Source organism: Pseudomonas sp. TWRC1-2 (assembly GCF_049896685.1).
Classification (GTDB): Bacteria; Pseudomonadota; Gammaproteobacteria; order Pseudomonadales; family Pseudomonadaceae; genus Aquipseudomonas.
Genome location: NZ_JAFCUU010000002.1, coordinates 681,354 through 703,035, shown reverse-complemented (window position 1 = coordinate 703,035; position 21,682 = coordinate 681,354). Strand labels below are relative to the sequence as shown.

General features: G+C 53.7%; 23 protein-coding genes, 1 tRNA gene and 3 pseudogenes. 10 read left to right on the top strand and 17 right to left on the bottom strand.

The features are described 5' to 3' along the window. Window positions 1-151: 151 nt before the first annotated feature. Complete coding sequence (locus tag ACP7B3_RS07690) at window positions 152-844, bottom strand: crotonase/enoyl-CoA hydratase family protein (RefSeq protein ID WP_145159212.1); 693 nt, start codon at window positions 842-844, stop codon at window positions 152-154. 336 nt (window positions 845-1,180) lie between these two features. Between ACP7B3_RS07690 and ACP7B3_RS07685 the strand changes: the two genes are divergently transcribed. Together ACP7B3_RS07685 and ACP7B3_RS07680 are read left to right on the top strand one after the other, a co-directional pair. Continuing rightward, a tRNA-Ser gene (locus tag ACP7B3_RS07685) sits at window positions 1,181-1,270 on the top strand. 491 nt (window positions 1,271-1,761) lie between these two features. Continuing rightward, the gene (locus ACP7B3_RS07680) at window positions 1,762-2,457 is read left to right on the top strand and encodes a hypothetical protein (RefSeq protein WP_426178576.1); all 696 of its coding nucleotides are present in this window, start codon (window positions 1,762-1,764) and stop codon (window positions 2,455-2,457) included. A 317-nt stretch (window positions 2,458-2,774) separates the two neighbouring features. On the opposite strand, the pseudogene ACP7B3_RS07675 reads toward ACP7B3_RS07680, so the two are convergent. After that, window positions 2,775-3,239, bottom strand: a pseudogene (locus ACP7B3_RS07675) (site-specific integrase); the annotation flags it as partial. Here ACP7B3_RS07675 and ACP7B3_RS07670 point away from each other — a divergent pair. Together ACP7B3_RS07670 and ACP7B3_RS07665 are read left to right on the top strand one after the other, a co-directional pair. After that, window positions 3,240-3,656, top strand: a pseudogene (locus tag ACP7B3_RS07670) (hypothetical protein); the annotation flags it as partial. Between the two features lie 11 nt (window positions 3,657-3,667). Next, window positions 3,668-3,862 (top strand): annotated as a pseudogene (locus tag ACP7B3_RS07665) (hypothetical protein); the annotation flags it as partial. Window positions 3,863-3,935: 73 nt separating this feature from the next. On the opposite strand, the gene ACP7B3_RS07660 reads toward ACP7B3_RS07665, so the two are convergent. Continuing rightward, a complete protein-coding gene (locus ACP7B3_RS07660) occupies window positions 3,936-4,562 on the bottom strand; it encodes an MAE_28990/MAE_18760 family HEPN-like nuclease (RefSeq protein WP_426178575.1) in 627 nt (208 codons plus the stop codon). A gap of 14 nt (window positions 4,563-4,576) precedes the next feature. After that, window positions 4,577-5,686, bottom strand: a complete 1,110-nt coding sequence (locus ACP7B3_RS07655) for a DUF262 domain-containing protein (protein WP_426178574.1) — start codon at window positions 5,684-5,686, stop codon at window positions 4,577-4,579. A 1,400-nt stretch (window positions 5,687-7,086) separates the two neighbouring features. Between ACP7B3_RS07655 and ACP7B3_RS07650 the strand changes: the two genes are divergently transcribed. Further along, window positions 7,087-8,010, top strand: coding sequence for a hypothetical protein (locus ACP7B3_RS07650; protein WP_426178573.1), 924 nt, complete (start codon window positions 7,087-7,089; stop codon window positions 8,008-8,010). A 42-nt stretch (window positions 8,011-8,052) separates the two neighbouring features. Further along, window positions 8,053-8,841, top strand: coding sequence for a hypothetical protein (locus ACP7B3_RS07645; protein WP_426178572.1), 789 nt, complete (start codon window positions 8,053-8,055; stop codon window positions 8,839-8,841). Window positions 8,842-8,857: 16 nt separating this feature from the next. Here the strand turns inward: ACP7B3_RS07645 and ACP7B3_RS07640 are convergent, their stop codons facing one another. The 3 genes from ACP7B3_RS07640 to ACP7B3_RS07630 form a co-directional block, all read right to left on the bottom strand. Beyond that, entirely contained in the window at window positions 8,858-9,022 is a 165-nt protein-coding gene (locus ACP7B3_RS07640; RefSeq protein ID WP_426178571.1) for a hypothetical protein, read from the bottom strand. Beyond that, window positions 9,007-9,348: a hypothetical protein gene (locus ACP7B3_RS07635; protein WP_426178570.1), complete on the bottom strand. Its 342-nt coding sequence runs from the start codon at window positions 9,346-9,348 to the stop codon at window positions 9,007-9,009. The genes ACP7B3_RS07640 and ACP7B3_RS07635 overlap by 16 nt, the downstream gene beginning before the upstream one ends. 213 nt (window positions 9,349-9,561) lie before the next feature. Beyond that, a complete protein-coding gene (locus tag ACP7B3_RS07630) occupies window positions 9,562-10,338 on the bottom strand; it encodes a DUF6538 domain-containing protein (RefSeq protein WP_426178569.1) in 777 nt (258 codons plus the stop codon). Between the two features lie 431 nt (window positions 10,339-10,769). On the opposite strand from ACP7B3_RS07630, the gene ACP7B3_RS07625 reads away from it, so the two are divergent. After that, entirely contained in the window at window positions 10,770-11,138 is a 369-nt protein-coding gene (locus tag ACP7B3_RS07625; RefSeq protein ID WP_426178568.1) for a hypothetical protein, read from the top strand. Between the two features lie 256 nt (window positions 11,139-11,394). Here ACP7B3_RS07625 and ACP7B3_RS07620 read toward each other — a convergent pair whose 3' ends face one another. Continuing rightward, window positions 11,395-11,769, bottom strand: coding sequence for a c-type cytochrome (locus tag ACP7B3_RS07620; protein ID WP_426178567.1), 375 nt, complete (start codon window positions 11,767-11,769; stop codon window positions 11,395-11,397). A gap of 187 nt (window positions 11,770-11,956) precedes the next feature. Then, window positions 11,957-12,226, bottom strand: coding sequence for a short-chain dehydrogenase (locus ACP7B3_RS07615; protein ID WP_159959002.1), 270 nt, complete (start codon window positions 12,224-12,226; stop codon window positions 11,957-11,959). 505 nt (window positions 12,227-12,731) lie between these two features. Here ACP7B3_RS07615 and ACP7B3_RS07610 point away from each other — a divergent pair. Further along, window positions 12,732-13,706 carry a hypothetical protein gene (locus ACP7B3_RS07610; RefSeq protein ID WP_426178566.1) on the top strand — a complete coding sequence of 325 codons (975 nt, stop codon included), beginning with the start codon at window positions 12,732-12,734 and terminating at the stop codon, window positions 13,704-13,706. Window positions 13,707-14,133: 427 nt separating this feature from the next. Here the strand turns inward: ACP7B3_RS07610 and ACP7B3_RS07605 are convergent, their stop codons facing one another. The 6 genes from ACP7B3_RS07605 to ACP7B3_RS07580 all read right to left on the bottom strand — a co-directional run bounded on the left by ACP7B3_RS07605 (window position 14,134) and on the right by ACP7B3_RS07580 (window position 18,426). Further along, complete coding sequence (locus ACP7B3_RS07605; RefSeq protein ID WP_426178565.1) at window positions 14,134-15,174, bottom strand: EamA family transporter; 1,041 nt, start codon at window positions 15,172-15,174, stop codon at window positions 14,134-14,136. 68 nt (window positions 15,175-15,242) lie between these two features. Next, a complete protein-coding gene (locus ACP7B3_RS07600; RefSeq protein WP_106576263.1) occupies window positions 15,243-15,578 on the bottom strand; it encodes a hypothetical protein in 336 nt (111 codons plus the stop codon). A 101-nt stretch (window positions 15,579-15,679) separates the two neighbouring features. Then, window positions 15,680-16,033 carry a gamma-glutamylcyclotransferase family protein gene (locus ACP7B3_RS07595; RefSeq protein WP_106576264.1) on the bottom strand — a complete coding sequence of 118 codons (354 nt, stop codon included), beginning with the start codon at window positions 16,031-16,033 and terminating at the stop codon, window positions 15,680-15,682. A 9-nt stretch (window positions 16,034-16,042) separates the two neighbouring features. After that, window positions 16,043-16,702 (bottom strand): M24 family metallopeptidase, encoded by a 660-nt coding sequence (locus tag ACP7B3_RS07590; protein WP_426178564.1) that lies wholly within the window; start codon window positions 16,700-16,702, stop codon window positions 16,043-16,045. A gap of 206 nt (window positions 16,703-16,908) precedes the next feature. Further along, a complete protein-coding gene (locus ACP7B3_RS07585; protein ID WP_145159185.1) occupies window positions 16,909-17,487 on the bottom strand; it encodes a DUF4337 domain-containing protein in 579 nt (192 codons plus the stop codon). Between the two features lie 54 nt (window positions 17,488-17,541). After that, on the bottom strand, window positions 17,542-18,426 hold the full coding sequence (locus ACP7B3_RS07580; RefSeq protein ID WP_426178563.1) for a LysR family transcriptional regulator: 885 nt from the start codon (window positions 18,424-18,426) through the stop codon (window positions 17,542-17,544). Between the two features lie 92 nt (window positions 18,427-18,518). Between ACP7B3_RS07580 and ACP7B3_RS07575 the strand changes: the two genes are divergently transcribed. After that, window positions 18,519-19,487 carry an NAD-dependent epimerase/dehydratase family protein gene (locus tag ACP7B3_RS07575; RefSeq protein WP_426178562.1) on the top strand — a complete coding sequence of 323 codons (969 nt, stop codon included), beginning with the start codon at window positions 18,519-18,521 and terminating at the stop codon, window positions 19,485-19,487. Here ACP7B3_RS07575 and ACP7B3_RS07570 read toward each other — a convergent pair. Continuing rightward, on the bottom strand, window positions 19,474-19,830 hold the full coding sequence (locus ACP7B3_RS07570; protein WP_416362821.1) for a DUF2784 domain-containing protein: 357 nt from the start codon (window positions 19,828-19,830) through the stop codon (window positions 19,474-19,476). The two genes, ACP7B3_RS07575 and ACP7B3_RS07570, sit on opposite strands and share 14 nt — an antisense overlap. A gap of 238 nt (window positions 19,831-20,068) precedes the next feature. On the opposite strand from ACP7B3_RS07570, the gene ACP7B3_RS07565 reads away from it, so the two are divergent. Continuing rightward, a complete protein-coding gene (locus tag ACP7B3_RS07565; protein WP_106576275.1) occupies window positions 20,069-20,758 on the top strand; it encodes an HAD-IA family hydrolase in 690 nt (229 codons plus the stop codon). A 111-nt stretch (window positions 20,759-20,869) separates the two neighbouring features. Here the strand turns inward: ACP7B3_RS07565 and ACP7B3_RS07560 are convergent, their stop codons facing one another. Next, window positions 20,870-21,616, bottom strand: a complete 747-nt coding sequence (locus ACP7B3_RS07560) for a 3-oxoacyl-ACP reductase family protein (protein ID WP_145159175.1) — start codon at window positions 21,614-21,616, stop codon at window positions 20,870-20,872. Between the last annotated feature and the right edge of the window lie 66 nt (window positions 21,617-21,682).

Here is a 21,682-nt window from a genome sequence, read left to right as displayed (position 1 = left end):
GCCCCTACAGATGTGGGAGATAGGCGATGTTTAAGCACATGTTTCAATGTGTGCCGGCAGCGCCCAGCTAGAGGGGTTTAAGACGTATCCCCATTTTTTGTAAGAAAAAGCCCGACTCAAGGTCGGGCTTTGGCACAACATGGGTAAGGCATCAGATCAGGTTATGCCCCTGATCCTGGATGATTGCGTCATCCAAGGCTTCCAGCAGTGCCTTACGCACCTTCAACTTGGTGTGCTTATGAGCGTTCATGTTGATCTTCTTCAACTGGCGCGCCGCTTCCAGGGCCGCCGCGTGCAACTCTTCTGGCGCAACCACTTTATCCAGGAAGCCGGCTGCCAAGGCACCTTGCGGGTCAAACATTTCAGCATTGATGACCGAACGGTGAAACGCCGACTTGCGCAGACGATCCCGCGCCAACTCGATACCGGCGTGATGCATAGTCATGCCGATCGCCACTTCATTCAGGCCAATGCTGAACGGGCCTTCCACACCGATGCGGTAATCGGCCGACAACAGCAGGAATGCACCTTTTGCCACCGCGTGCCCAGGGCACGCCACAATCACCGGGAACGGGTGCGACAGCAGGCGACGCGCCAACGTCGAGCCCGACGTCACCAGGCTGATGGCCTCTTTAGGCCCGGCTGTCATCACCTTCAAATCATAACCACCCGACAGAATCCCCGGCGTGCCGGTGATGATCACCACCGCGCGATCCTTCTCGGCCTGATCCAGTGCAGCATTAAACTCACTGACGACGGCCGGAGAAATGGCATTCACCTTGCCGTTGCTCAAGGTCAGGGTCGCGATACCGTCTTCGAGGTGGTAGGCAATCAACTCACTCATGACGCGGTTCCTTGTAGGATTTGTTATAGATAGGCTGCTTATAGAAGCGCATGCGCAGACGTTACCCACCACACCCGCCCCGGTAAAGCGCCGTGACTGACTACACAGTCAGACTTTTCCTGCATCCCCAAGGGTAGACGGCCCGGAGCAGGGCGTAGCAGCCCCACCAAACGCGTACCGCCGATGCCCGAGAATGGCAGATTCACCGTCCCTCGCCGGGTAGGTAACGGCATAACCGTCTAAGCGCATGAAAATTCTGAAAAAAACCTTTGCCATCAGAAAGGCTTTCGACTACATTAGCGCGCCTCGACAGACTGAACTGGTTTGACGAGATACGGTGAAGTGTCCGAGTGGCTTAAGGAGCACGCCTGGAAAGTGTGTATACAAGAAATTGTATCGAGAGTTCGAATCTCTCCTTCACCGCCACATTAAGTAAACACAAACCCCCGGTTTTCCTAGAGAAAGTCGGGGGTTTGTGGTTTCTGGCGTCTGGAAAACGGCCATATGGGAGAGATCGTTGTTTCTCTCGTTTGACAATGCGGGTGTGCTGACCTGACCCTTAGCCTAGAATCAATACCAACAAGCAGTAAAGAAAGGCGCAAATTCGTCAAGAAAGTCAGCTGACTGTTAGATTGCGTTCAGGCGAAACGGCGGTGATCCCTAAGGAGTGAGCGAGATCAAGTAAGTGATCATGCACACTGAGTGCTACGACTCCATCGATCACGTTGATGGCGCACCTTGTAAAGCAGTGCGTTCTTGGTGAGGTGTAGATACCCTACTAATAGGTCATCGGGCGATACCGAGATAAGCTCTCAAAATAAATGATGTGGATTGCAGTTATAAAACTCATATCCAATGCCGACAATCCTATAAAGGTGTTGGAAAATTATAAACTCTAAAAATGACATGGACGAGAAATGAGTGAAATTGTTGCGAATTGCCCAAGGTGCTCTGCCCAAGCGATCACTTTTGATGTGAAGTCAGAAAATTTCATAGGCAGTTCTTATGGCTGGCAGAGGCATTTTGAACTATATAGTGTTTGTCGATCGTGCAAAAAATCCACGGTATTTTTTGTTGATCAAATTGACGCTAATTCAGACGACTTGCTTCGAAAGTATTCGCCATCAGCACTGCCGATGGCAGTAAATAGGTCGCTGAAAGTAGTCGGCTTTTTATCTCTGAAAGATGCAGCGGCACAAGCCCCACCAGATTATTTACCTGAGAATATTCATGCGGCGTTTCGGGAAGGTGCCGCTTGCATGGCGATAGGATGCTTCAATGCCGGGGCCACAATGTTCCGCTTGTGCTTGGATCTGGCCTCTCGAGCGATGCTTCCTCAGGCTGACGAAGCCGGGTTGAACAATAAAGTACGGCGCAGCTTAGGGCTGCGGCTTACCTGGTTGTTCGAGAAAAGATACTTACCGGAAGCACTATTAGAGCTATCCACATGCGTCAAGGATGACGGAAACGACGGCGCACATGAAGGCATTCTAACTGAGCAGGATGCGGAGGATCTTTCAGATTTTGCTTTCATTATGCTTGAGCGGATATATACAGAGCCTAAACGAATTGAAGTGGCAAGGCTTAGGCGGCAAGAACGTCATAATCAATGATTGTCAAAAGAGTAAACAGGCGATTAGTGTGATTCTGAAGGTAATACGTATGTGCCAAGCTCGGTTAGCGTTCATGCTGAATGAGCTTTTATAGCGAGTGGTTGTGTCAAGCCTGCCGTTCTTTAGTTTATCAAAGACGGTGATTACACCACGCTGCCCTTTGGCGCAGCTCTTTCGATCACCGCTGACGGAGTTCGGCTCAAGCCTATATTCAGCTATAAAGCTTTTTAAGCAGGTGGCGTGAATTAGACCTCTTTCATATCCTTTCGAAGGAACGCTATTGTTGAAGCGCCCCGCCCGTAAATATTTATTTTTTTCTAAAACTTCAACGCTAACTGCAGCATCCCCACGACATCCGGCCCATCCTCATTAATCCACGCCCCATAGTGCTGACGGATCATGTTCGCGTTGGTATGTCCCATCTGTTCGGCTATCCAGTCGATTGACGCTATCCCCGTGGTCAGCAGTTGACTGGCGTACGTGTGCCGGTACTGGCCAGGCCCGCGATAGCGAATCCCGGCCGCGAGCAAGTGAGCTTTGAAAACCTATCCCTAGCCACGAAGTCGCTGACGTACGGCAAGCCGCTTTTCGTATTCAAGAAGACAAAGGGCAGCTTGTGCTGCCGTACCGTTTTGTCGTGCTCGACAATTTTGACTGTCTCAGCCTTTCTTTTTCCGATTCAGTGCGTCGATCTTATTCAGCGCATCCCAGGCCGGGGCGAGTAGACGGACCTTACGCGTTGAACGCCGAGTCTTCGTCACCCGGTAAGCTCCGCGCGCTTTGCGATCCTGGCCAACCCATTGCCGCTGAATCTGCGACATGTCGACCTGCGCGCGGTTCTCGTCGCGATCAGCCAGCACACCGGTTTGCGCTTTCGCGTCCCAGAACAGCCCTGTGCGAGCGTCAAGGCGCCATTTTTCTACAGCCTGGCCGCCGCCTATCAAGCCATGGACAGCCTGGCGCGGGTTTTCAACATCCCTGACTTCATCTGGCAGCAACAGGGTGACGGGGACGTGTTCGTGGGCAGTTGGACCGACACCTTCTTCGGCGTTCGCTCGCCGCTGCAACTGCCGGTGGAACTGTTCGACGACTACCAGGGCAACCAAAGCGCGATGATTGCGGCCCTTCCCGGGTTGCGACCGGGTGCAACGATCAACCACGGCGAGCGCATCATCAGTGTGGCGCTCATCGACAATTAGATGGCCATCCGATGGACGACGCAATCCGCCGCAGCGTAGAACGACAATCCCCCGAACTCACCGGTGGTTACCACCTGCCACGCTTTGCCCGGGTTGTCGCCGTGGCCGACGCGCCCGCCGGCGCCGGGATCTGCGACGACTTCCGCCCACGTTACGCGGTCGACATCGAGGTCATGGGCCCGGACGGAGAACCCGACGCCAAGCTGCGTGAGCTAGAAAAGATCACGTATTAAAACTGTAGGAATCGGTGGTTTCGCTGATGTCGGAACCACCGTTTGGTTATACAGGGGTTTTTAGATAGGTTTTACTTTGTACGCTGTAAAGAATTTCATCTTTGTAAATGTCTATGAGTGCAGCGGTCTCGGTGTAAATGTCTTCAAACTCATCTTCAGCAATCGGCGCTCTTTCGCCATGACAAATTTTGTTTCTTAAGCCTACTAACGTTTCATTTATCCAGTTTTCTTTTAATTCAAACTTTTTGTAGTCCACTCCGACTTTTACGGCGACTTCACGTAATACCTCGTATTTGAGGTTGGACTTGGTGTCAATGAGGTTTAATGAAGATGTATTTATTGACTTTGAATAATCTACTTTTCCCGTTGTTATATCGACCCAGGCTTCAAATTGCTTTGCTGGGATTTGACCTCCGTAAGCTTCCAATATAGCGTATACATGGAAGCATGGCTGGAGGTCTCGATATTTCAAGCCCTGAGATATAAGATAGTTCATTTTTGCGATTGAGCTTTGTTTGACGAAACCCTCCCAGTGAGCATATATTATCGGTATGGCACTTCGAAACAATGTTTCTCGCATTCCTTTACGCCCGGAACGTGCAACGTTCGAAAGGTTAGTTAGTTCCTTCCGGCGCCATGAGTATTCAGATGCGATATAATCTTCAAACTCCATGCTTGACCGAATTTTCATAACCTAAGAAGTTCCACGCCTAGTGGGAGAATATGTGGGAGACGGTCAGAAGCTTTATATCCAGCGCCTCTTTTGACTACATATCTGTCTTCCTGGAGCAGGCCTTTAGAGACTGTCCTTATTTTTTCAAGGTGTTCTTGGTTGTTGATATCATAAGCTTGTATATTATTTCCAAGTCCGAGTGCCATGACTTCATAGATGGATAACGAGAATCCGCCAGTGTATTTGTTGTTTTGGTATTTTCTGAAAGCATTGTCTTCCAATGCTGTATAAAGCAAGTTAAATGTTTTACGGAAATCTTGGGCGGCTTTTTCACGATCAAATTCTGGATCAGAAGCAATGATTTTTATTGACTTTGTAATGTAGTCGCCAATGTCTGGTATCCCCCGAAGGTCCGCGACGCCTGCGCCTTTGAGTATTAAAAATCTTACAGCAAGTTCTAAGTGATACTGTTCATCCAGTTGGCGACCAGTAATTGTAAGTGTTTGCAGGAATGGTTCGTACTCGGCAAGTGCCTTAATCCATTCAAAAAAGGTACGATCAATCATTATAAGAAGACAGTTGCGAACTTCTTGATCGGAGAGTGAACTGCCAAAAGTATTAAGGCGTTGGAATAGTTCATATTTGGTTTGATCGTCGCTTTCTTTTTTGATGATTTTAAGGTCGACTTTCTCCCGTTTGAAGGCGCGCTGCAAATCTACAGAGAAGAAGTTGTTTGGAGAGGTTGTCTCGCTCCAAGCTATACCTTCAAGAGCAGGCAAATATTCTGTTCCTTTTAGGACTAAAGGAGGCTCTATTTGGCCGTGTTCATTTCTGTATATACCGATGAATGAAAATATTGTGGAAAGTCTTTGCAGTCCATCCACAACATCCCAAATCCCATCTTCTCGCTGTGCTACGAAAAAAGATGGAAGAGGTATTCCAAGTAATATTGATTCGATCAGGCGGCTCTTTTGAACTTCTGACCAGCGATAAATTCTCTGGAATTCGGGGTGGATGTCTAGTTCCTTGTCTGCGTAAAGGTTGATTAGCTCGCCAATTGACATTGGGTAAGCATCCGTGTGGATCTCTTTACGTTTTTCTTCAATCTGATCAACTAAAGACATCTCTATCCCTACTTACATTGAGTTTAAATGCGTGGCCAGCTTTCGCTGTTCCCTTCCTACGGATGAAGATAGCAGTGTCATAGTCTGGTTGGCTATGCGGTTTGCACCTCCTTTCCAAACGCTCTATCCCAGCCCGTGATGCAAAACACGTCTCCTCGAAAAAAAACGTCCAGGAATTCACTTATCCCCCTCCCGCCGACGGGCTTTGTGTCACTTTTTTGTGCAAGCGGGTAGTGGGGTGCAAACGGTACCCGCCCAAGCCCGCTGCGGGGTCTGGGGTATGTTTCGCGATTGTACGGAGTGCAAGGCTTTACAAAAAAGCGCAGTGACCTTGCACATGCGTCACAGGACGGCAGGGGAGTGTTCACGCAGACGAGGTGTCCGGCTTACGGGGGCTATGGCTGTGAAAACCTGCAACAGGCGGTGTTTTCGTTTTCGGGGCCGTTCATATCTGGGGTCAACCAACCGCTGTCGAAGGCTATCTAGAAACGACTGACAGGCCCAGCCTGTATGGGCTTCAAGCGTTTTGAGGCATTGCACAGCATCGCCATCAATTTCCGACTGTTATTACCAGTCCAGAGCGTGCGGAAAAAATCGCTGAAACGATGGGCGGATGGCTTTTTTCCAGGCGAGGGGTTGGAAAAGGATAATTTTAGTAATTTGCAGGTCATAACGGGCTAGAGCCCTTATAGAATGTGGCTTTCAGTCATTACCTTGGAGGGTAATATAGGTAACGAGAGAGGTAATATTTTGTTCAAGCCTCCATTTTACTGGGTTTGGCGGCTCATTGGCATTACCAGTCCTGAAGGTAATTTTCTAACCACTTACTTACCTTGTTATTACCTCTATAAAAATATATCAACTACCTGATTTTATTGAGTTTTATCCAATTTTTCACAGCTCATTAGCAAAATTACCTTTTTCCCATGCCTCAACATAAATCGTTCAAAACGCCTGTTCTGACCGTTTTCTGCAACCTGGTGCATTTAAGCCATGGGGCTGACATGGGACAGATCCTACGGACGCGACCGGGCTGCAGCCCTTATAAAGCTGGGGGCTTGGTTTCGAAAACCGCGAACGGGTAGTTTCGAATCTCTCCTTCACCGCCACATTTAGAAAAGCCCGTGAATTCAGTTGCTTAGAGTTCGCGGGCTTTTCGTTTGTACTACTCAATTGTACTACTGTCGCTCTATGTCGCATTCCTTCTCGACACTATGCAGCTCGGGCCGTCTTTAACATGCCCCAAAATCTGGCTATCAAGAACTGATTCAGCCCGCCTAGAGAGGGCTTTGTTGTTTCTCTAGTACGTGGTTATCTCTGATGTTGCTCACCTCTGACAGCGTGGGAGAGCGCTACAGGGTGTCAGGTTATTTATACTTTTCCAGCAATCAAGTGATCCCATGTCGTGGTCTGCTAAGCGGCGCGGAAATCCCTCCCAAAATCTCGCCACTTTATTTTCCAGCCGTGAAACCCGAACCCCTGCACGAATGGTCGAAATTTTTGGCGAAAAATGGGAGCCTGAAAAACTCTGCCCCGACTGCCACAAGGATGAAGACATGAGAGCACCCTACAAATGGACGATTGGGTTTGCTGATGCTTACGCTCACAACAACGGCGACACTGTTCAAGACTTCATGTCATTGGTCGTGCAACCGTCGCTCGCTGCGTTGGAACGGAAACGGCAAGAACTGGCCCGTGCTGCTCAAGATGATGTGGTGTTTCATTTTGCTTTGTCCGACCATGAGGGGCTGATCCAGCGTACATACATGACGTTCGCCCTCGCTATCCACTCATTATGGGAGCAACAGATCCGCTCCTACCTCATCTGTTGCTTAGGTAGTCACACCATTGAAGGGGTAACCCTTAAGAAGCTGGAGACGGCCACGTGGGGTACTAAGTTGAACGCACTGTTCTTCAAGGTGCGAGGTATTGAGTTGAGTAGCTTCGATTCCTACCCCGCCCTTACTCAGTTGCAGATGTTGGGCAACGCTTGCCGTCACGGCGATGGTGACTCCGCCAGAGATCTTCACACCTTGTATCCTGAGTTGTGGCTCGTACCTATACAGTTCCCGTGGTTGGATTCTTCGATGGAACCACCATCCCCACCAAAACCGCCAGTGCAGCACTTGCAAATCACTTTGGAAATTCTGACTCGTTATGTCAGTGCCATTGCGTTGTTCTGGTTGGACATGGATCGTCTTGGGATGGAAAGCCTTTTGGATAAACAACCCGACATGCAGTACAGGGTTGCGGAATTGTTGGAGCGTCGTACTCCTTTCCTCGCTAGTGTGATCGAGCCTACGGGGGATAAGACTCAGTATTGATGGCGTGTTAATATCACATCACTTTTGAGAAGGAGCAGTTCGGTGGTGGATTCATTGGATGATGGTAGGGATTTCAACAAGGCTAGAGGCTTCTTGCTCACCTACTCAGCCCTTGTCTTGGCTTTGTGGTATTTCGGAGCAGACCTCACCCACTTTAAGCTAATGGGGAACGAGGTGCGGCTTCAGCAGCGTACTAATAGCATTTGGCTGGTGCTTGCTGCTCTCAACGCCTACTTTTGGTTTCGCTGCTACCAGCGTATTCCTCCTGCTGGTTTAAATTTTGATAACGCTATGGACGGCCTTTACGAAGCATCTTTGCGGTGGGTAGCTTTGACCTTAGGTCGACGTAAATTAAAGCAAGAAATTGTGAGCGAGGTTGCTAAAAGAACTAGAGAAGGTGCTCCATTCAAAATCCAGTCTTATACTACACAGCTTTCATATCGGCCTACTCACGATCTATCGAAGCGACAAAGAGGTGTGGGACTAAAATCGCGAATTCTTCTTTACGAGTATCGCGTAAGAGTCTACCTGAAGGCAAAGTATATGTGTCAGTCCGACAAAGGATGGTTGGACGGCGAAAAGACTAGTTATTATGTAATGAGTGTTTTGATTGCTTGGCCAATTAAAATTTTTATAGTTCTAAGAGGTGCATTTGTCACCCCTTGGTTTACTGATTATGTTGCACCGTTACTATTTGGTTTTGTCAGTACAGCGTTTGCATTGTGGAAGTGGTACAGCATAAATTTCCTAGCCTCTTCTTTGCAACATCACACGTTGATGTGTGCGAGTGTATCCACGATTACTCATGGGCAGATATCCTTCCTGCTTTAGGCTGCGTGTCTGGTATCTAAATCGTTGGCAGCTTCGAAATGGCGTTAAGCTTTTGCTGAGCGGATGCACCCCGGCTGTATGTGTCTTGAGTCTCACTGCCATTCGAGTGGCCAACTATTTCTTGGACGATGTAGTCAGGCACGTCGGCCCGTAATAGCGTAGTGATCACTGTATTTCGCATTGAGTGAAAACATATAGCGGGCCGAATCCTTGCTTCTCTTTCAGCTTGCCGAACGCCCTCGATAGAGTGTGCGATCTTTTTTGATAAAGGTTCTCGGTTGCTGGAATCAAGAATCTGTCAGTCGATTCTTTGACCAAGCGCGTCACCACTCCTTTGAGCACGGGGTGAATTGGTACGATCCGCCTCGATTTTTTGTTTTTGCCTTTCAAGAAGTTGAAGCTGGTCACTCCGTCTTCTTCAATGATGTGTTCAATCTTCAACTGACAGAGTTGTTCGACACGGCAGCCGGTGTACGCACCAAGCAGGATCAAATCAGCGAGTGGCATGTTCCCAACGCCTTTTGCAGCCTTGTGCAGCCTTGTGGAGCTTCCTCAGCTCGGCAACAGTGTATGCCTCCCGTTTTTCCCCTGCCGTTTCTTCGCCACCGCCTTTGGGTATCTCGTGCCCTTTAAACGGATCTGCTTTGTCTTTGTGATCGACGCGCCATTGAGCGTCGCAGAGGATTGCCCATGACCAGAAGGCTGTACCCGACATCAGTGCTAGCTGATTGTCGCAGGCGCACGATTGAGCGATTGTATCCATGCATCAATGGAATCGAACTCGAGCGGTAACGAATTTTCTCTGAGGAACTTAGACAAGTCCTCCATCCGCCTCACTTGTTGATCGACGTGTTTGGGAGCACCGCCACGGCGTTCCCTGAACTCTCGGAATGCTTTGAGTCTGGTAGTTGTAATTGGCGACTTCGGTTGGTGTGCCTTCGGATCATTGAGGATCAGCTTTGCTTCTTCTTGCTCAGTAGGCGAGAGTTCCTGTGTCACTCCGAACACCTTTTCCATCACCTCTAAGGCCATTTCCTTGGCGAACTCGACGTTAGCCAGCTCTCCCTCAAGCCCTGTCATGGCGTACACACGATCCGCTTTTTCTTTACGTAACCGTCCCTCTGGTGAATCGTCAAACAAGCGCTGATACAGCGCCTGTATCTCGTCTGCATCAAATGTAGTCTTGTCGTCCGTCTCTTCGAGAGCAACGTCAGTCTTCAGCTTGCGTGTAGCCTGAGCAATATCCTGAGCCGCTGTCGCAATTGGATCTTTCCAAGTGTCGCCACGCGCAGCACGTTTTCCTCTCGCTCGATCAAATGCTGCCTTCCACTCAGTAATCACCGCATGGCGCCGTTCCATCGCTTCACCGCGTAGCCCGGTTTTCAATGAGCGAATGAGTACGGTCTTTCCGCCCATAGTTGCACGGACATCGGCGGGCACAGCCAACCGCACATACCACGTGGATTCGCCTTTTTTCTGAATCAGTTGGTCTGCCATGGTGGTGCCGTAGGAGGGGAGTAGTACGGTCGAGTGTATTACTCAGCTGTACTACTATTCGAGCTGGATCCCCCGAAATACGGGCTTAAAAGGCCGCGAGGGGTGGTAAAATCAAATCTCTCCTTCACCGCCACATTAAGTAAACACAGACCCCTGATTTTCCTAGAGAAAGTCGGGGGTTTGTGGTTTTTGGCGTCCGCAAAATAGCCCATGGGACGGGTGTGCTAGGTGGGTACATAAGTACAGCCAATAACTGAATTGGCAGGGCCGATCCATCTGCCGCTGATGACTTTGTCTATGTGTGACTGATCCCACCCAAGCGGCTATTCAGCTATCACAAATCAGCGGCGTTCAGTCCTCAGTGCCCTTGCCCCCGGTGCGTCGTAAACCTACAACTACACTTTGTGCATCGAGCACTCTCAGGACAGCGCATGGATATCACAATTCATCGCAAGAAAGGCCTGATTGATAGTGCTTATGGTCAAGCTATTGCGCTGGCAATCTTGTTTGACGGTAAGGTCGTAGGGCGCCAGGAAACGGGTGAAACATTATCTCTAGTCCTTCCGGATGCTTGCGGGACGTTGCAAGTCGGTCTGCTTGACCCCGCAAATTCGCCGTATATAGGAAGCATGTCTGGTGCGCTCATATCGATCAGCAATGCTCAGAGCCTTACCCCGGGGCAAGCCGTTCAGGCTTTTTCGGTACGGACCCGCAAATGGGTGTTTTTTGATGTGCTGGGTTTGGCGGGCATAGCACCCTTTAAACGCTGGGCGCTGGCGCTTGAGATAGATCGAAGTTAGGAAGCTTCTGACAAACCGCAATTGACGGCATTAGACCTTGGCCAGGCGCCGCCCTTCGATTTGTAAACGGCAGGCCGTTATCAGCAAGGCGATAAAAGAACTTTATAGTGGCTGAACGCTGAATTCGAATAACGCCACTTATTTAATACAGGCCCTCACACGCTCGCTCGGTGAGAGAGCTTGTTTTGCGAGGGTTATCCCCATCTACTTGGCAAATGACAAAGTAATTGATACTTGGATTACTGTTTAAAAAGCATCATTTTTTTAAAATAGCGCCACTCATATATTGATTCAAATCGCGAAAATCATTAACCGTCCAGGCATGTGGCGGCACCTTCACACCATTGTCCCGCAACGTTCTCGGAATCAAGTCTCCATTCGGCCGAAGTATTACCGACGATACAATAACGCCCGGATAATCACTCAGTCGTTTCTTGAAAGCAGGCGTTGTCAAATCAGGCGTAGGCGGATTGCTCCTATGCGCTAATGGCCCTGTTCCCTTGAGATCAGCGCCGTGGCACATGGCACATCGCTGTAAGAAGAGGTTTTTCCCATTGGCGTTATCCGCGAAGGACAGTGATGGTTGAATCAGCGATAACACTCCCAGCGTAGCGATGAACACTATTTTCATTTTTATAGGGTCTTGTTGTATGAGTCAGGTCTGAATCGAGAGGGATCCGGCAGGTGCCATTGCAGCTCAGTGTATAGGCGTGCCCTTAAATTCTAAAGCGAGGGACGTGGCGTCAAATACGAGAAAACAAACCCCCCAGGTTTCGGCAGAGACCTAGGGGGAAGTTTGAAAGCGTAGCGTTCTTAGATCATACGCGTGGCATATCCATCCGCCGCGCGATGACATCCAGCAAATCGCACCCATCGCGCAGCGGAATTGAGCAAAGCAACGCAAAATCGCTGAGCACAACTGCATCACTACTTATTTCACTACGTAGGGCAAGGTTCTCGAGAACTTGGGTGACAGCCCGAAGCCGACAACTTGCGGCGTCGAGGAGGATTTCCAACGGCACGGTGGTATCGATAAAAAGGGCAGGGGTGGCGCTGTCGTTGCTGGTGAGGGCAATGTATTGGTTCATGTGTGAAACTCCGGTTGTCAGAGAATAGCAACCACACATTTGTCGCCAAACAAAAGGGTGGCAGCTGTACGCAGGTTGGCGAACCGGGACAATCGGAAAAACCGGCAGACCCGAAGGTCTCCCGCGCACAGCTACCGTTGAGCAGCTTATTGCGCGCAGAAGCATCCCGCAAATACGCGTGGATGTTTCTTTCGATTTATCGTCGAGTCGCCAAACCCGATCGCCATGTGGGCGACCGAGCGACTATAGGCTTGGTGATTTTGAAGCGGTAGGTCGACGCTTCCCAATGGGCCGTAGGACGTTGCCTAAGTAATCTATCTCGATCAGATCCACGCAACTCCCTTGAATGATTGGGGCAGGTGATCAGCCAGAACCTGCAATCGTAGGAATTGGCCTCGATTGAAGTGGCCTGTTTCTGAAACATCAAAATCACCCCTATACGCGTCTTACCTCGGCAGTAGCGCCTTCTTATAGTCGTGCGCCTCAGTCACTTGGAAGTGCACGCATGCAGGGACCGTACGCATTTATCAACGAACGACCGCAGCCTTATCCCTTGCTCAAAATGAGCTTGGCGCTTGATCCGCATACTCACACCAAATTCGACGCCCTGAACCAGCACATCCGCAACATGCTGGTGTTGCCTGGGCAGTTGGTGATCATTGGCGATAGCCGAACTGCCGATTGCACCGCTGCAGAGGCACAGCTGATGCGCTCGGCGCAGAATATAAAGCTCGCCCTGTTGGCATACTCCGCAACTGACCAATTTCTGATCAAAAACCATGATCAATTGCAGTCCATATTGTCCTATTCGTCTGTTGGCATCGGCAGTGCCAGCAGTGCCTGGAGTAAGCATCTAGCGCAGGTTGAGAAGACCCTTATGGAAATCGAGGATTTGCATAAGCAGTACTTGAGAAAGGGCACCACGGGGGCAAGGGAAGAGTTTCTGGTTAAGCGTAGGGCGCTGTTTGCAAGGTTGGATACTCAAATTTCGGGGATGGCGCGTTTGGGTACGGGCTTGAGAAACGAAGGTTCGATTAAAAAAATGCTCGGGATTTCCAGTAAAAGCTACTGGCACCATGGAGAAATCAGTGGGTATGAGGAGAGGGTCAAGCGTCTAGCCAAGGCTTCGCAGATGTTAAAGGCGGGGACTTATATTGGTATAGCACTGGATGTTGGGGCCACGGCGCTGGAGATATCGGAGGCGTGTTCCACGGGCCGTGAGCAAGAGTGTACGCAGGCGAAATATGTTGAAGCAGGCAAGTTGGTGATGGGAGTGGGCGGCGCATCCATAGGCGGGACACTTGGTACTCTTGTCGGTACCAGTGCTTGCGCCATCGTTTTTGGCATACCTACAGCGGGCGCCGGAGCTTTGGCATGCGCCATCGTCGGCGGTGCTGCGGGCGGCCTCGCCTCAGGGAAGCTCGGAAGCAGCGCTGGAGAGTTCTTAGGTAAATTTCTCTATAAGTCCGTGGAGAATTGAATGTATCTGGAATATTTTGTATTGGGCTCATGCGCCCTCTTGCTAATAAGCTTCCCAATCATGTTTTCTGCCATGTTCAAAAAACTCGATGCCGCGGAGCGCTATCTGCAATACAGCAGCTACATAGTCGGATGCAGGCACACTTTTCGTAATGCGCCCTTTCAGGGAAGGCCTCAACGCGTATACGCCATGGCTACCGTCATTCTTATCCCAAAAGTCATTCAGTGGAGAGGCATGGTACTTGTTGAGGATGTTGAAAAAATACCTCGGCATCTAAAGTACTGGATGGTCATACCAACTTTCGTGACCTGTCTCTCCCTCTTCGGTCTCATCATCAGTTGTTTTTTTATTGACGATTGGCCTTGAAAAGAAGGGCGACTCTACCTCGCCCTTTCCCATAATGCCCGGTCGCTTTGCCGTCAGTGCCTCAATGCCGATGCCGATGATGCACATCCGGAAAGTGCGCATGGCTATGCTTCATCACGCTGTGAACGTGCACATGACTATGCGGCTGCGTCGGGTCCCACTCGAACCCATGCTCATGTTGATGATGTTCATCATGCACGTGCCGATGCCCGTGTTCCGTCGCATCATGCAGATGTTCATGTGCATGCCGCTCTGTCAGGTGCAACCACACGCCCACGGCCATCAGCGCCGACGCAATCCAGAACGCCACCGTCACCGACTCCCCGAATGCCAGCAGGGCCACCGCCGCCCCAAGGAACGGCGCCGTCGAGAAGTACGCCCCGGTGCGCGCACTGCCCAACCCGCGCAAGGCCAAAACAAACATGACCAGGCTGATGCCGTACCCCAGAAACCCCACCAGCAAGATTGGCGTCAGCTGCGCCACACCCGGCATCTGCGCTCCGAGGTACAGCGCGAGGCTGCAGTTCACCGCCCCGGCAATCAACCCTTTGGCGCCGGCGATGAACAATGCGTCCGACGCAGATACCTTGCGCGTCAGGTTGTTATCGATGCCCCAGCACAAACAGGCCACTGCCACGGCCGCCGGCCCGAGCCAATCGTGGCTGGCGCCGCCGGCGTCGGACCAGGACAGCACCACGCCGCCCAGCACAATGGCGATCATCCCGAACACAATGCGCCGGTCGGCATTTTCTCTGAACACCCGCCAGGCGATGACGGCGGTCAACACCGATTCAAGGTTGAGCATCAGCGAGGCGGTCGTGCCGGCGGTGCGGGTCAGGCCGAACATCAGTGCCACCGGCCCGAGGATGCCGCCGAACGCGATGGCGCCGATCAGCCACGGCCATTCAGCCGGGGTGAGCCCGGTGGGTTTCCAGCCACGATCACGGATGAGGCGCACGCCTGCGAGGCCGATGCCGCTGCCGAGGTAGAGCAGGCCGGCGAGCAGTATGGGCGAGAGGCCCAGGCCGAGGCTTTTGGCGAGCGGGGTGCTGGCGCCGAACAGCGCAGCAGCGGCGAGTGCGTAAACGATACTGAGGTTCATGGGCCGTCCTCGAAGGTCTGGCCCATGATACGTCGCTTGTCGGGCTCAATGCCCTGGCAACTTCCGGCTTATTGCGCGGTTTTCAGCTTGATCACATCACCGGAGATTTTGGTGGTGTAACCGCTCAGCACCCAGGCCCAGAACCAGTTTTCCTGCACTTGGGTGTTGATCAGCGCGTCGCCGCCTTTGGCCTTGATGGCCGCAGTCTGGGCGCGCACGAAGCGGCTGTTCTGGCCAATCGGGATGACGCCGAACAACATGATGCCGGTAGCGCTGGCTTCACTGTGGCCCAAAACGGTGTATTGGCTGCTGTCGTACTGCGGGGATTTGATGGCGGTGCCGGTGCAGCCTGCGAGGGTAAAACCGAGAACAGCTGCTGCAACCACTTTACTGACGTACTTCACTGTGTAACTCCATGGACTGACCCTCGAGATTCAATTCTCGAGGGGGCGCCACTTTAATCTGCGCACTGGCAGATTGAAATCAATTGCCCGCAATTTCATCTTCAGGCTTGCACGTAAACCCACGCTGTCAGCCCCGAAGCCAATGCCACTGACACACGCTTGTAGTCCGACACCTCGTAGGCATCGGCTGCCGCCAGTTCCTGCTCGTTGATCTGAAACACCATGCCTTCAACGCTAGCAGCCTGTTCTTCGGTCGGCGCGACAATCGGATGGTGCGTCTTGCCGCTGGTGGCCAGCACTTCGGGGTCGGTGATTTCGACCCAGCTTTGCGAATAGCCGAGCATCGCGTCGTGCTGGCCGACCAGTTCCCGGCCAAAGTTGGCGAGTTGCACGGCCTTGTCTTGCAAGGTGCCGTAGGAAAACAACAGCACGGGGAATTGGGTGGAGTGTTCCATGGGTATTCCTTAAGCGAGTAGATCTTCGTAAAAAGCGCCGTAGGGCTTGCTCGGGTGGGCAATCTGAATTTCCAGGATCCACAGCCCGGCGTTCGGGCAGTGCTCGAAATCCCCCAGGTCGCCGCCACGGTGGATCGCGTGGGGGAAGTCGCTGACGCGGTGGCCCTTGATGTCCAGGTTCAGTTGCCAGCCCATGGCCTTGGCGTGTTCCTCGGCGTAGCGGTACAGCTCAAGGCCTACGACCTGGTCATTTTTCCAGCGCGATTGTACGCGCTCGAACAGTACTTTGGCGGCGCTGGCGCAGGCGATCATTTCAGGGTCGTTGCCGGTGGCAAAGGTGGCGCCGGCGTCACCTTCGTGGCCTTGCCACACGGCGCCCATGTCGATGAAGAAGATATCGTTTTCACCCAGCACCGGGTCGCCGTCCGAGCGTTGGTTGAAAGCCTTGAGGGTATTGGCGCCAAACCGCACCAGCAGCGGATGCCAGATGCGTTGCATGTCGAGCTCGGCGAGTACCTGTTTGCCCAGTTCACGCGCTTGGGATTCGAGCATGCCGGAGCGAATGCGTTGGGCGAGGTGGTCGATGGCTTGCCAGGTCATGGCTTGGGCGTAGCGCATGGAGTCGATACTGTAGGCGGCGCCCACGGCTTCTTTGGGTTGTGCAGTCACCGGTTTCCCCTCGCGTTGAACAGCATCAGGCGTTATGCGTTTTACTATATAGCGATGTGATGGCGAACCCAATTCCGAAAAAACCGCAGAACCAATGTGGGAGCTGGCTTGCCTGCGATAGCGGTGGCACAGCAAACATTAATGTTGCTTGACCCACCGACATCGCGGGCAAGCCCGCTCCCACATTTTTGACTGTGTTGAGTCTGTCAGAGGTGTAGCCACGCCAAGGCGCCCAGTACTACGGCCACACCGCCAGCGGTGTAGGACATGCGTTTGAGCCATTCCTTACGCGTCAGCAACGTAATCGCCGCCAACGAAATCGCGATCTGAATCGCCGTCATCGCCTGCGCCCAACGGTGATGCTGGTGCAGTGCCTCTTCGGATTTCTGATCCCATTCCTTGGAAGTCGCCTCAAGCTTTTCGGCCTGTTTGCGCACGTCTTCCTTCTGGCTCTTGTAACGCTCGATCTCATCCTTGTAATGCGCAGCGTCCACGCCGGGAATATGCGTGGCCAATTCGGCCAGGTTCTGCCGGCTGGATTTGGCCTGGTAGTAGTTCCACTGGTTGGCGGCTTCGGTCTTGATGATGGCGGCGTTGTTCTTGTCCATCGCCGCTTCGCTTTCGGTGGAGCCGGCCTGGTAGCTGAGCATGGCGCCGAGGGTGGCCATCAGCGCGGTCATCACGGCGATGCGGCTGGCAAAATTGTCACCGCGCCCGTGCGCATGTTCGGTGGTGTGCTCGATATGTTTTTCGTGGGGGCTGGGGACTTCGAAGGCTTCGGACATGGGGGCGTCTACGAACGGAATGAGGGAGACTGATTCTTTACCAACCAAGCTGTCTCAAGCCTGTACGTAACGCTGCAAACCCGCCACTAACGCATCAAAGGTCACGCGGCAGCGCGGGCTGTTGCGCAGGTCTTCGTGCATGGTCACCCAGGTGTCCATCTTGAACGCGAACGCCTGCGGCAATACCCGCTGCAGGCGCGGGTTCTGTTTGGCCAATTGCACCTGGCACCCGCCGATGCCGGCGCCGGCGCGGATCATCGCCAGTTGCGCCAGGTCACTGTCGCTGCTGATGGCGAAGGCGCTGCGTTCAAAGCCCTTGATGGCCAGGCTGCGGATAAACGCGTTTTCCTGGTCGAAGCCAATCACTGAATGACCGACCAGATCCTGCATTTGCACAGGTATGCCGCGTTCGTGCAGGTAATCGTCGCGGGCGTGCAGGCCGACTTCAATCAAGCCGACACGCCGCGCCAGCAGTTGCTCCTGGCTGGGGCGGACCATGCGCACAGCGATGTCGGCCTCCAGTTGCAGCAGGTCGATCAGGCGGTTGGTCAGGATCAGTTCAACCCGCAGGTGCGGGTGCTGGCGGCGCAGCGCGGTGATGATCGGCGGCAGCACTTCCACGCCAACCACTTCACTGGCCGAGACCCGCACCACCCCGCGCACTTCATCGCCTTGAGAAGACGCCGCACGCTCCAGAGCGGCGGCGGTGCGCTCCATGGTTTCAGCATGGGCGCGCAAGGTGTGCGCCACCGCAGTTGGCAACAGCCCCGTGGGTGAACGGGTAAAAAGCACCACGCCCAGCGCCGCTTCAAGCGCGGCAATGTGCCGGCCGACTGTGGGCTGTGTGATGCCAAGCTGCCGTGCGGCCCCCGACAACGAGCCTTCCTTGAGTACACCAAGGAACGATCGGTAAAGCTCCCAACCAATATGTGCAGCCATGCATAAATGTATAGCGGCTGGATGCTCTTCGGCAATTTATCTATAGCGACGCTGCACACAAAATGACCTCACCGACAACATGGGAGCAGGTCATGAGCAAAGTTCTGGTACTGGGTGCAACGGGCGGGATTGGCGGTGAAGTGGCGCGGCAGATGCGCGCGGCGGGTTGGCAAGTGTGTGCGTTGACCCGGGATGTGGACAAGGCCCGGCGTGAGAACTCGACTTTTTCCTGGATCAAGGGCGACGCGCTCAATCGTCAAGACGTGCTTGCCGCGGCGCGTGGCTGTGCGGTGATCGTGCATGCGGTTAACCCGCCGGGCTATCGCAGCTGGGCTGAATTAGTGATGCCGATGATCGACAACACCATTGCGGCGGCCATCGCCGAAGGCGCGACGATTGTGCTGCCCGGCACGGTCTATAACTTCGGGCCGGATGCGTTTCCCGTGTTGCACGAAGACTCGCCTCAACACCCGCAAACGCGCAAGGGCGCGATCCGGGTGCAATTGGAGCAGCGTTTGGAACAGGCGTCCCGCCAGGGCGCTCGCGTGTTGATCGTACGGGCCGGGGATTTTTTTGGCGCCCGTGTCGCCAACAATTGGTTTGCCCAAGGCCTGGTCAAGCCCGGCAAACCGGTGCATGTCGTCAGCTATCCGGGCGCGACGGGTGTGGCGCACCAATGGGCGTACTTGCCGGATGTGGCGCGCACCATGCTCGCGCTGATTGAACGCCGCGAAACGCTCGAGGCGTTCGCGCGCTTTCATATGGCAGGGCATGAGGATATGGATGGCACGCAGATGACTCAGGCGATCCAGCGGGCAGTCTTGCGCAGGACCGGTCATCAACCCCGCGCAGGCCGCTTCCCCTGGTGGTTGATGCGAGTGATCGCGCCCTTCGTGGTCACGGTTCGCGAGATGCTGGAGATGCGCTACCTGTGGCAAACCCCGCTGCGGATGGATAACCAGCGTTTGCTGGATACCTTGGGCTGTGAGCCACACACGCCGCTGGATCAAGCGGTCGAAGCCACCCTGGCTGACCTGGGCTGCCTGCCTACGCCTGCCTGATCAGGCGCACATACACCGTGATATTGATCAGCAACACCAGCGCGCCAAGCACCAGTTGAATGTTTGGAGTCAGCCCGGCCGGGTAGATCAGCGTGAGGAGGTAATGCTCGATAAACCCGCCGCCATAACCGTCCTGCCCGGCGAGGTGGCGAAACAGGTTTTCCCAGCGGGTGAGCGGGCAGGGCAGGTGGAACACTTCCACGGCCACGCCCCAGGCGGCAGCGGGCAAGTGCAGCCACATGACCGGCCGCCACTTGAGCGCCAGCAGCCCGCCGAACAATACGAACAGGATGAAACACAGGTGAAACAGCACCAGGCTGTCGGCGGCTACGCGATAGAGCATGTCGGGTTCGCTTTTAAAAGTGAGTCACAGACAGAACAGGCAACACCTCAGCATAATGACAGTGTTGTTCCTTAACTGAGTTGTTCTTGCGGGTAGTCGATGAGCTCGCGCAGTTTTCCGCTGTGTTCAGTAAGGCAGGAGGGGAAGGGCGGATTGGTCATCGCAACGGTTGCTTGCAGGCAACCATGACCGTTATTGTGCTGAATCCTTTTAGTCCTTCCCCCAAGGTTCTGTTGTGATGAATGCACCGCGTATTGCAGTCGGTCCAATCAAGGCCGTGATTTTCGATATGGACGGGTTGTTGCTGGACACTGAAGGCATCTACACCGAAGTCACGCAGATCATCGCCGAACGTTACGGTCGCACCTACGACTGGGGGATCAAGCAGCACATCATCGGCCGAGGTGCTCAGGACCTGGCCGACTATGTGGTGAAAGCGTTGGACTTGCCGATCACGCCGGCTGAGTTTCTGAAAATACGCGAACCGCTGATGAGCGAGCGTTTCCCCAAGGCCTTGGGCATGCCCGGCGCCGAAGCGCTGGTGCGGCACTTGAACGCGCATAACATCCCGATTGCGGTGGGCACCAGCTCGTCGCGTCATTCGTTTGGCCACAAAACCACGCTGCACCGCGAATGGTTTGGCCTGTTCGGCACCATCGTCACCGCTGACGACCCGGAAGTCGGCGCCGCCAAACCGTCACCGGATATCTTCCTCACCGCTGCGCGCCGCTTGGGCGTAGCGCCAGAAGATTGCCTGGTGTTCGAAGATTCACCGTTTGGCGTGACGGCCGCAAAAGCTGCCAACATGACGGCCATCGCCGTGCCGGATGAAGCCATGGCCGACAGCAAGTACGCGCATGCCGACCAGATCATCCGCAAACTCGCAGACTTTGACCTGGCCGCCTATGGCCTCCCTCCCATGCGCTGACTCAACACAGGCCAAAAAATGTGGGCGCTGACTTGCCTGCGATAGCGACCTTGAGGACGCCATCGCAGACAAGCCAGCTCCCACATTGGGTTTTGCTGTTCTCCAGAACCCTCAGGCGCTGAAGCCACCATCGATGGTCAAGCTGGCACCCGTGATATACCCGGCTTCCGGCCCCGCCAGATACGCCACGAAACTGGCAATCTCCTCCACGTGGCCATAACGTCCCACTGCCATCAACCCGATCAATGTTTCGGCAAACTCGCCGCTCGCCGGGTTCATATCGGTGTCCACCGGCCCAGGCTGCACGTTGTTAATCGTGATGCCACGCGGCCCCAGGTCCCGTGCCAAGCCCTTGGTCAGCCCCACCAGCGCCGCCTTGCTCATCGCGTACGGCCCGCCGCCGCCGAACGGCATGCGCTCGGCATTGGTGCTGCCGATGTTGATCACGCGGCCGCCTTCGCTCATATGTTTGGCCGCTTCCTGCGTGGCAATGAACACGCTGCGCACATTGATCGCCAGGGTCTGGTCGAAGTCTTCCAGCTTGAAGTCTTCCAGTGGCGCGATGGCCAGCACCCCGGCGTTGTTGACCAGGATATCCAGGCGCCCGAAGGCGTCGACGGTGGCGTTGACGGCAGCGCGAATCGCTGTGGCATCGGCGCTGTCGGCCTGTATCGCCAGGGCTTGGCCGCCTGCGCTGATCACGCTGTTTTGCAACGCTTCGGCTTTTGCGGCCGAGCTGACGTAGGTAAAGGCGACGGCTGCGCCCTGCGCGGCCAGGCGTTTGACGATGGCGGCACCGATGCCGCGGGAACCGCCTTGAATCAAGGCGACTTTGCCAGTGAGGTTGTGTGCAGTCATGTCGATCTCCAAGTAGTTGATGGGGTGAGTATCGACCTCGCCCAACCGACCCGGTAGACCGTGATT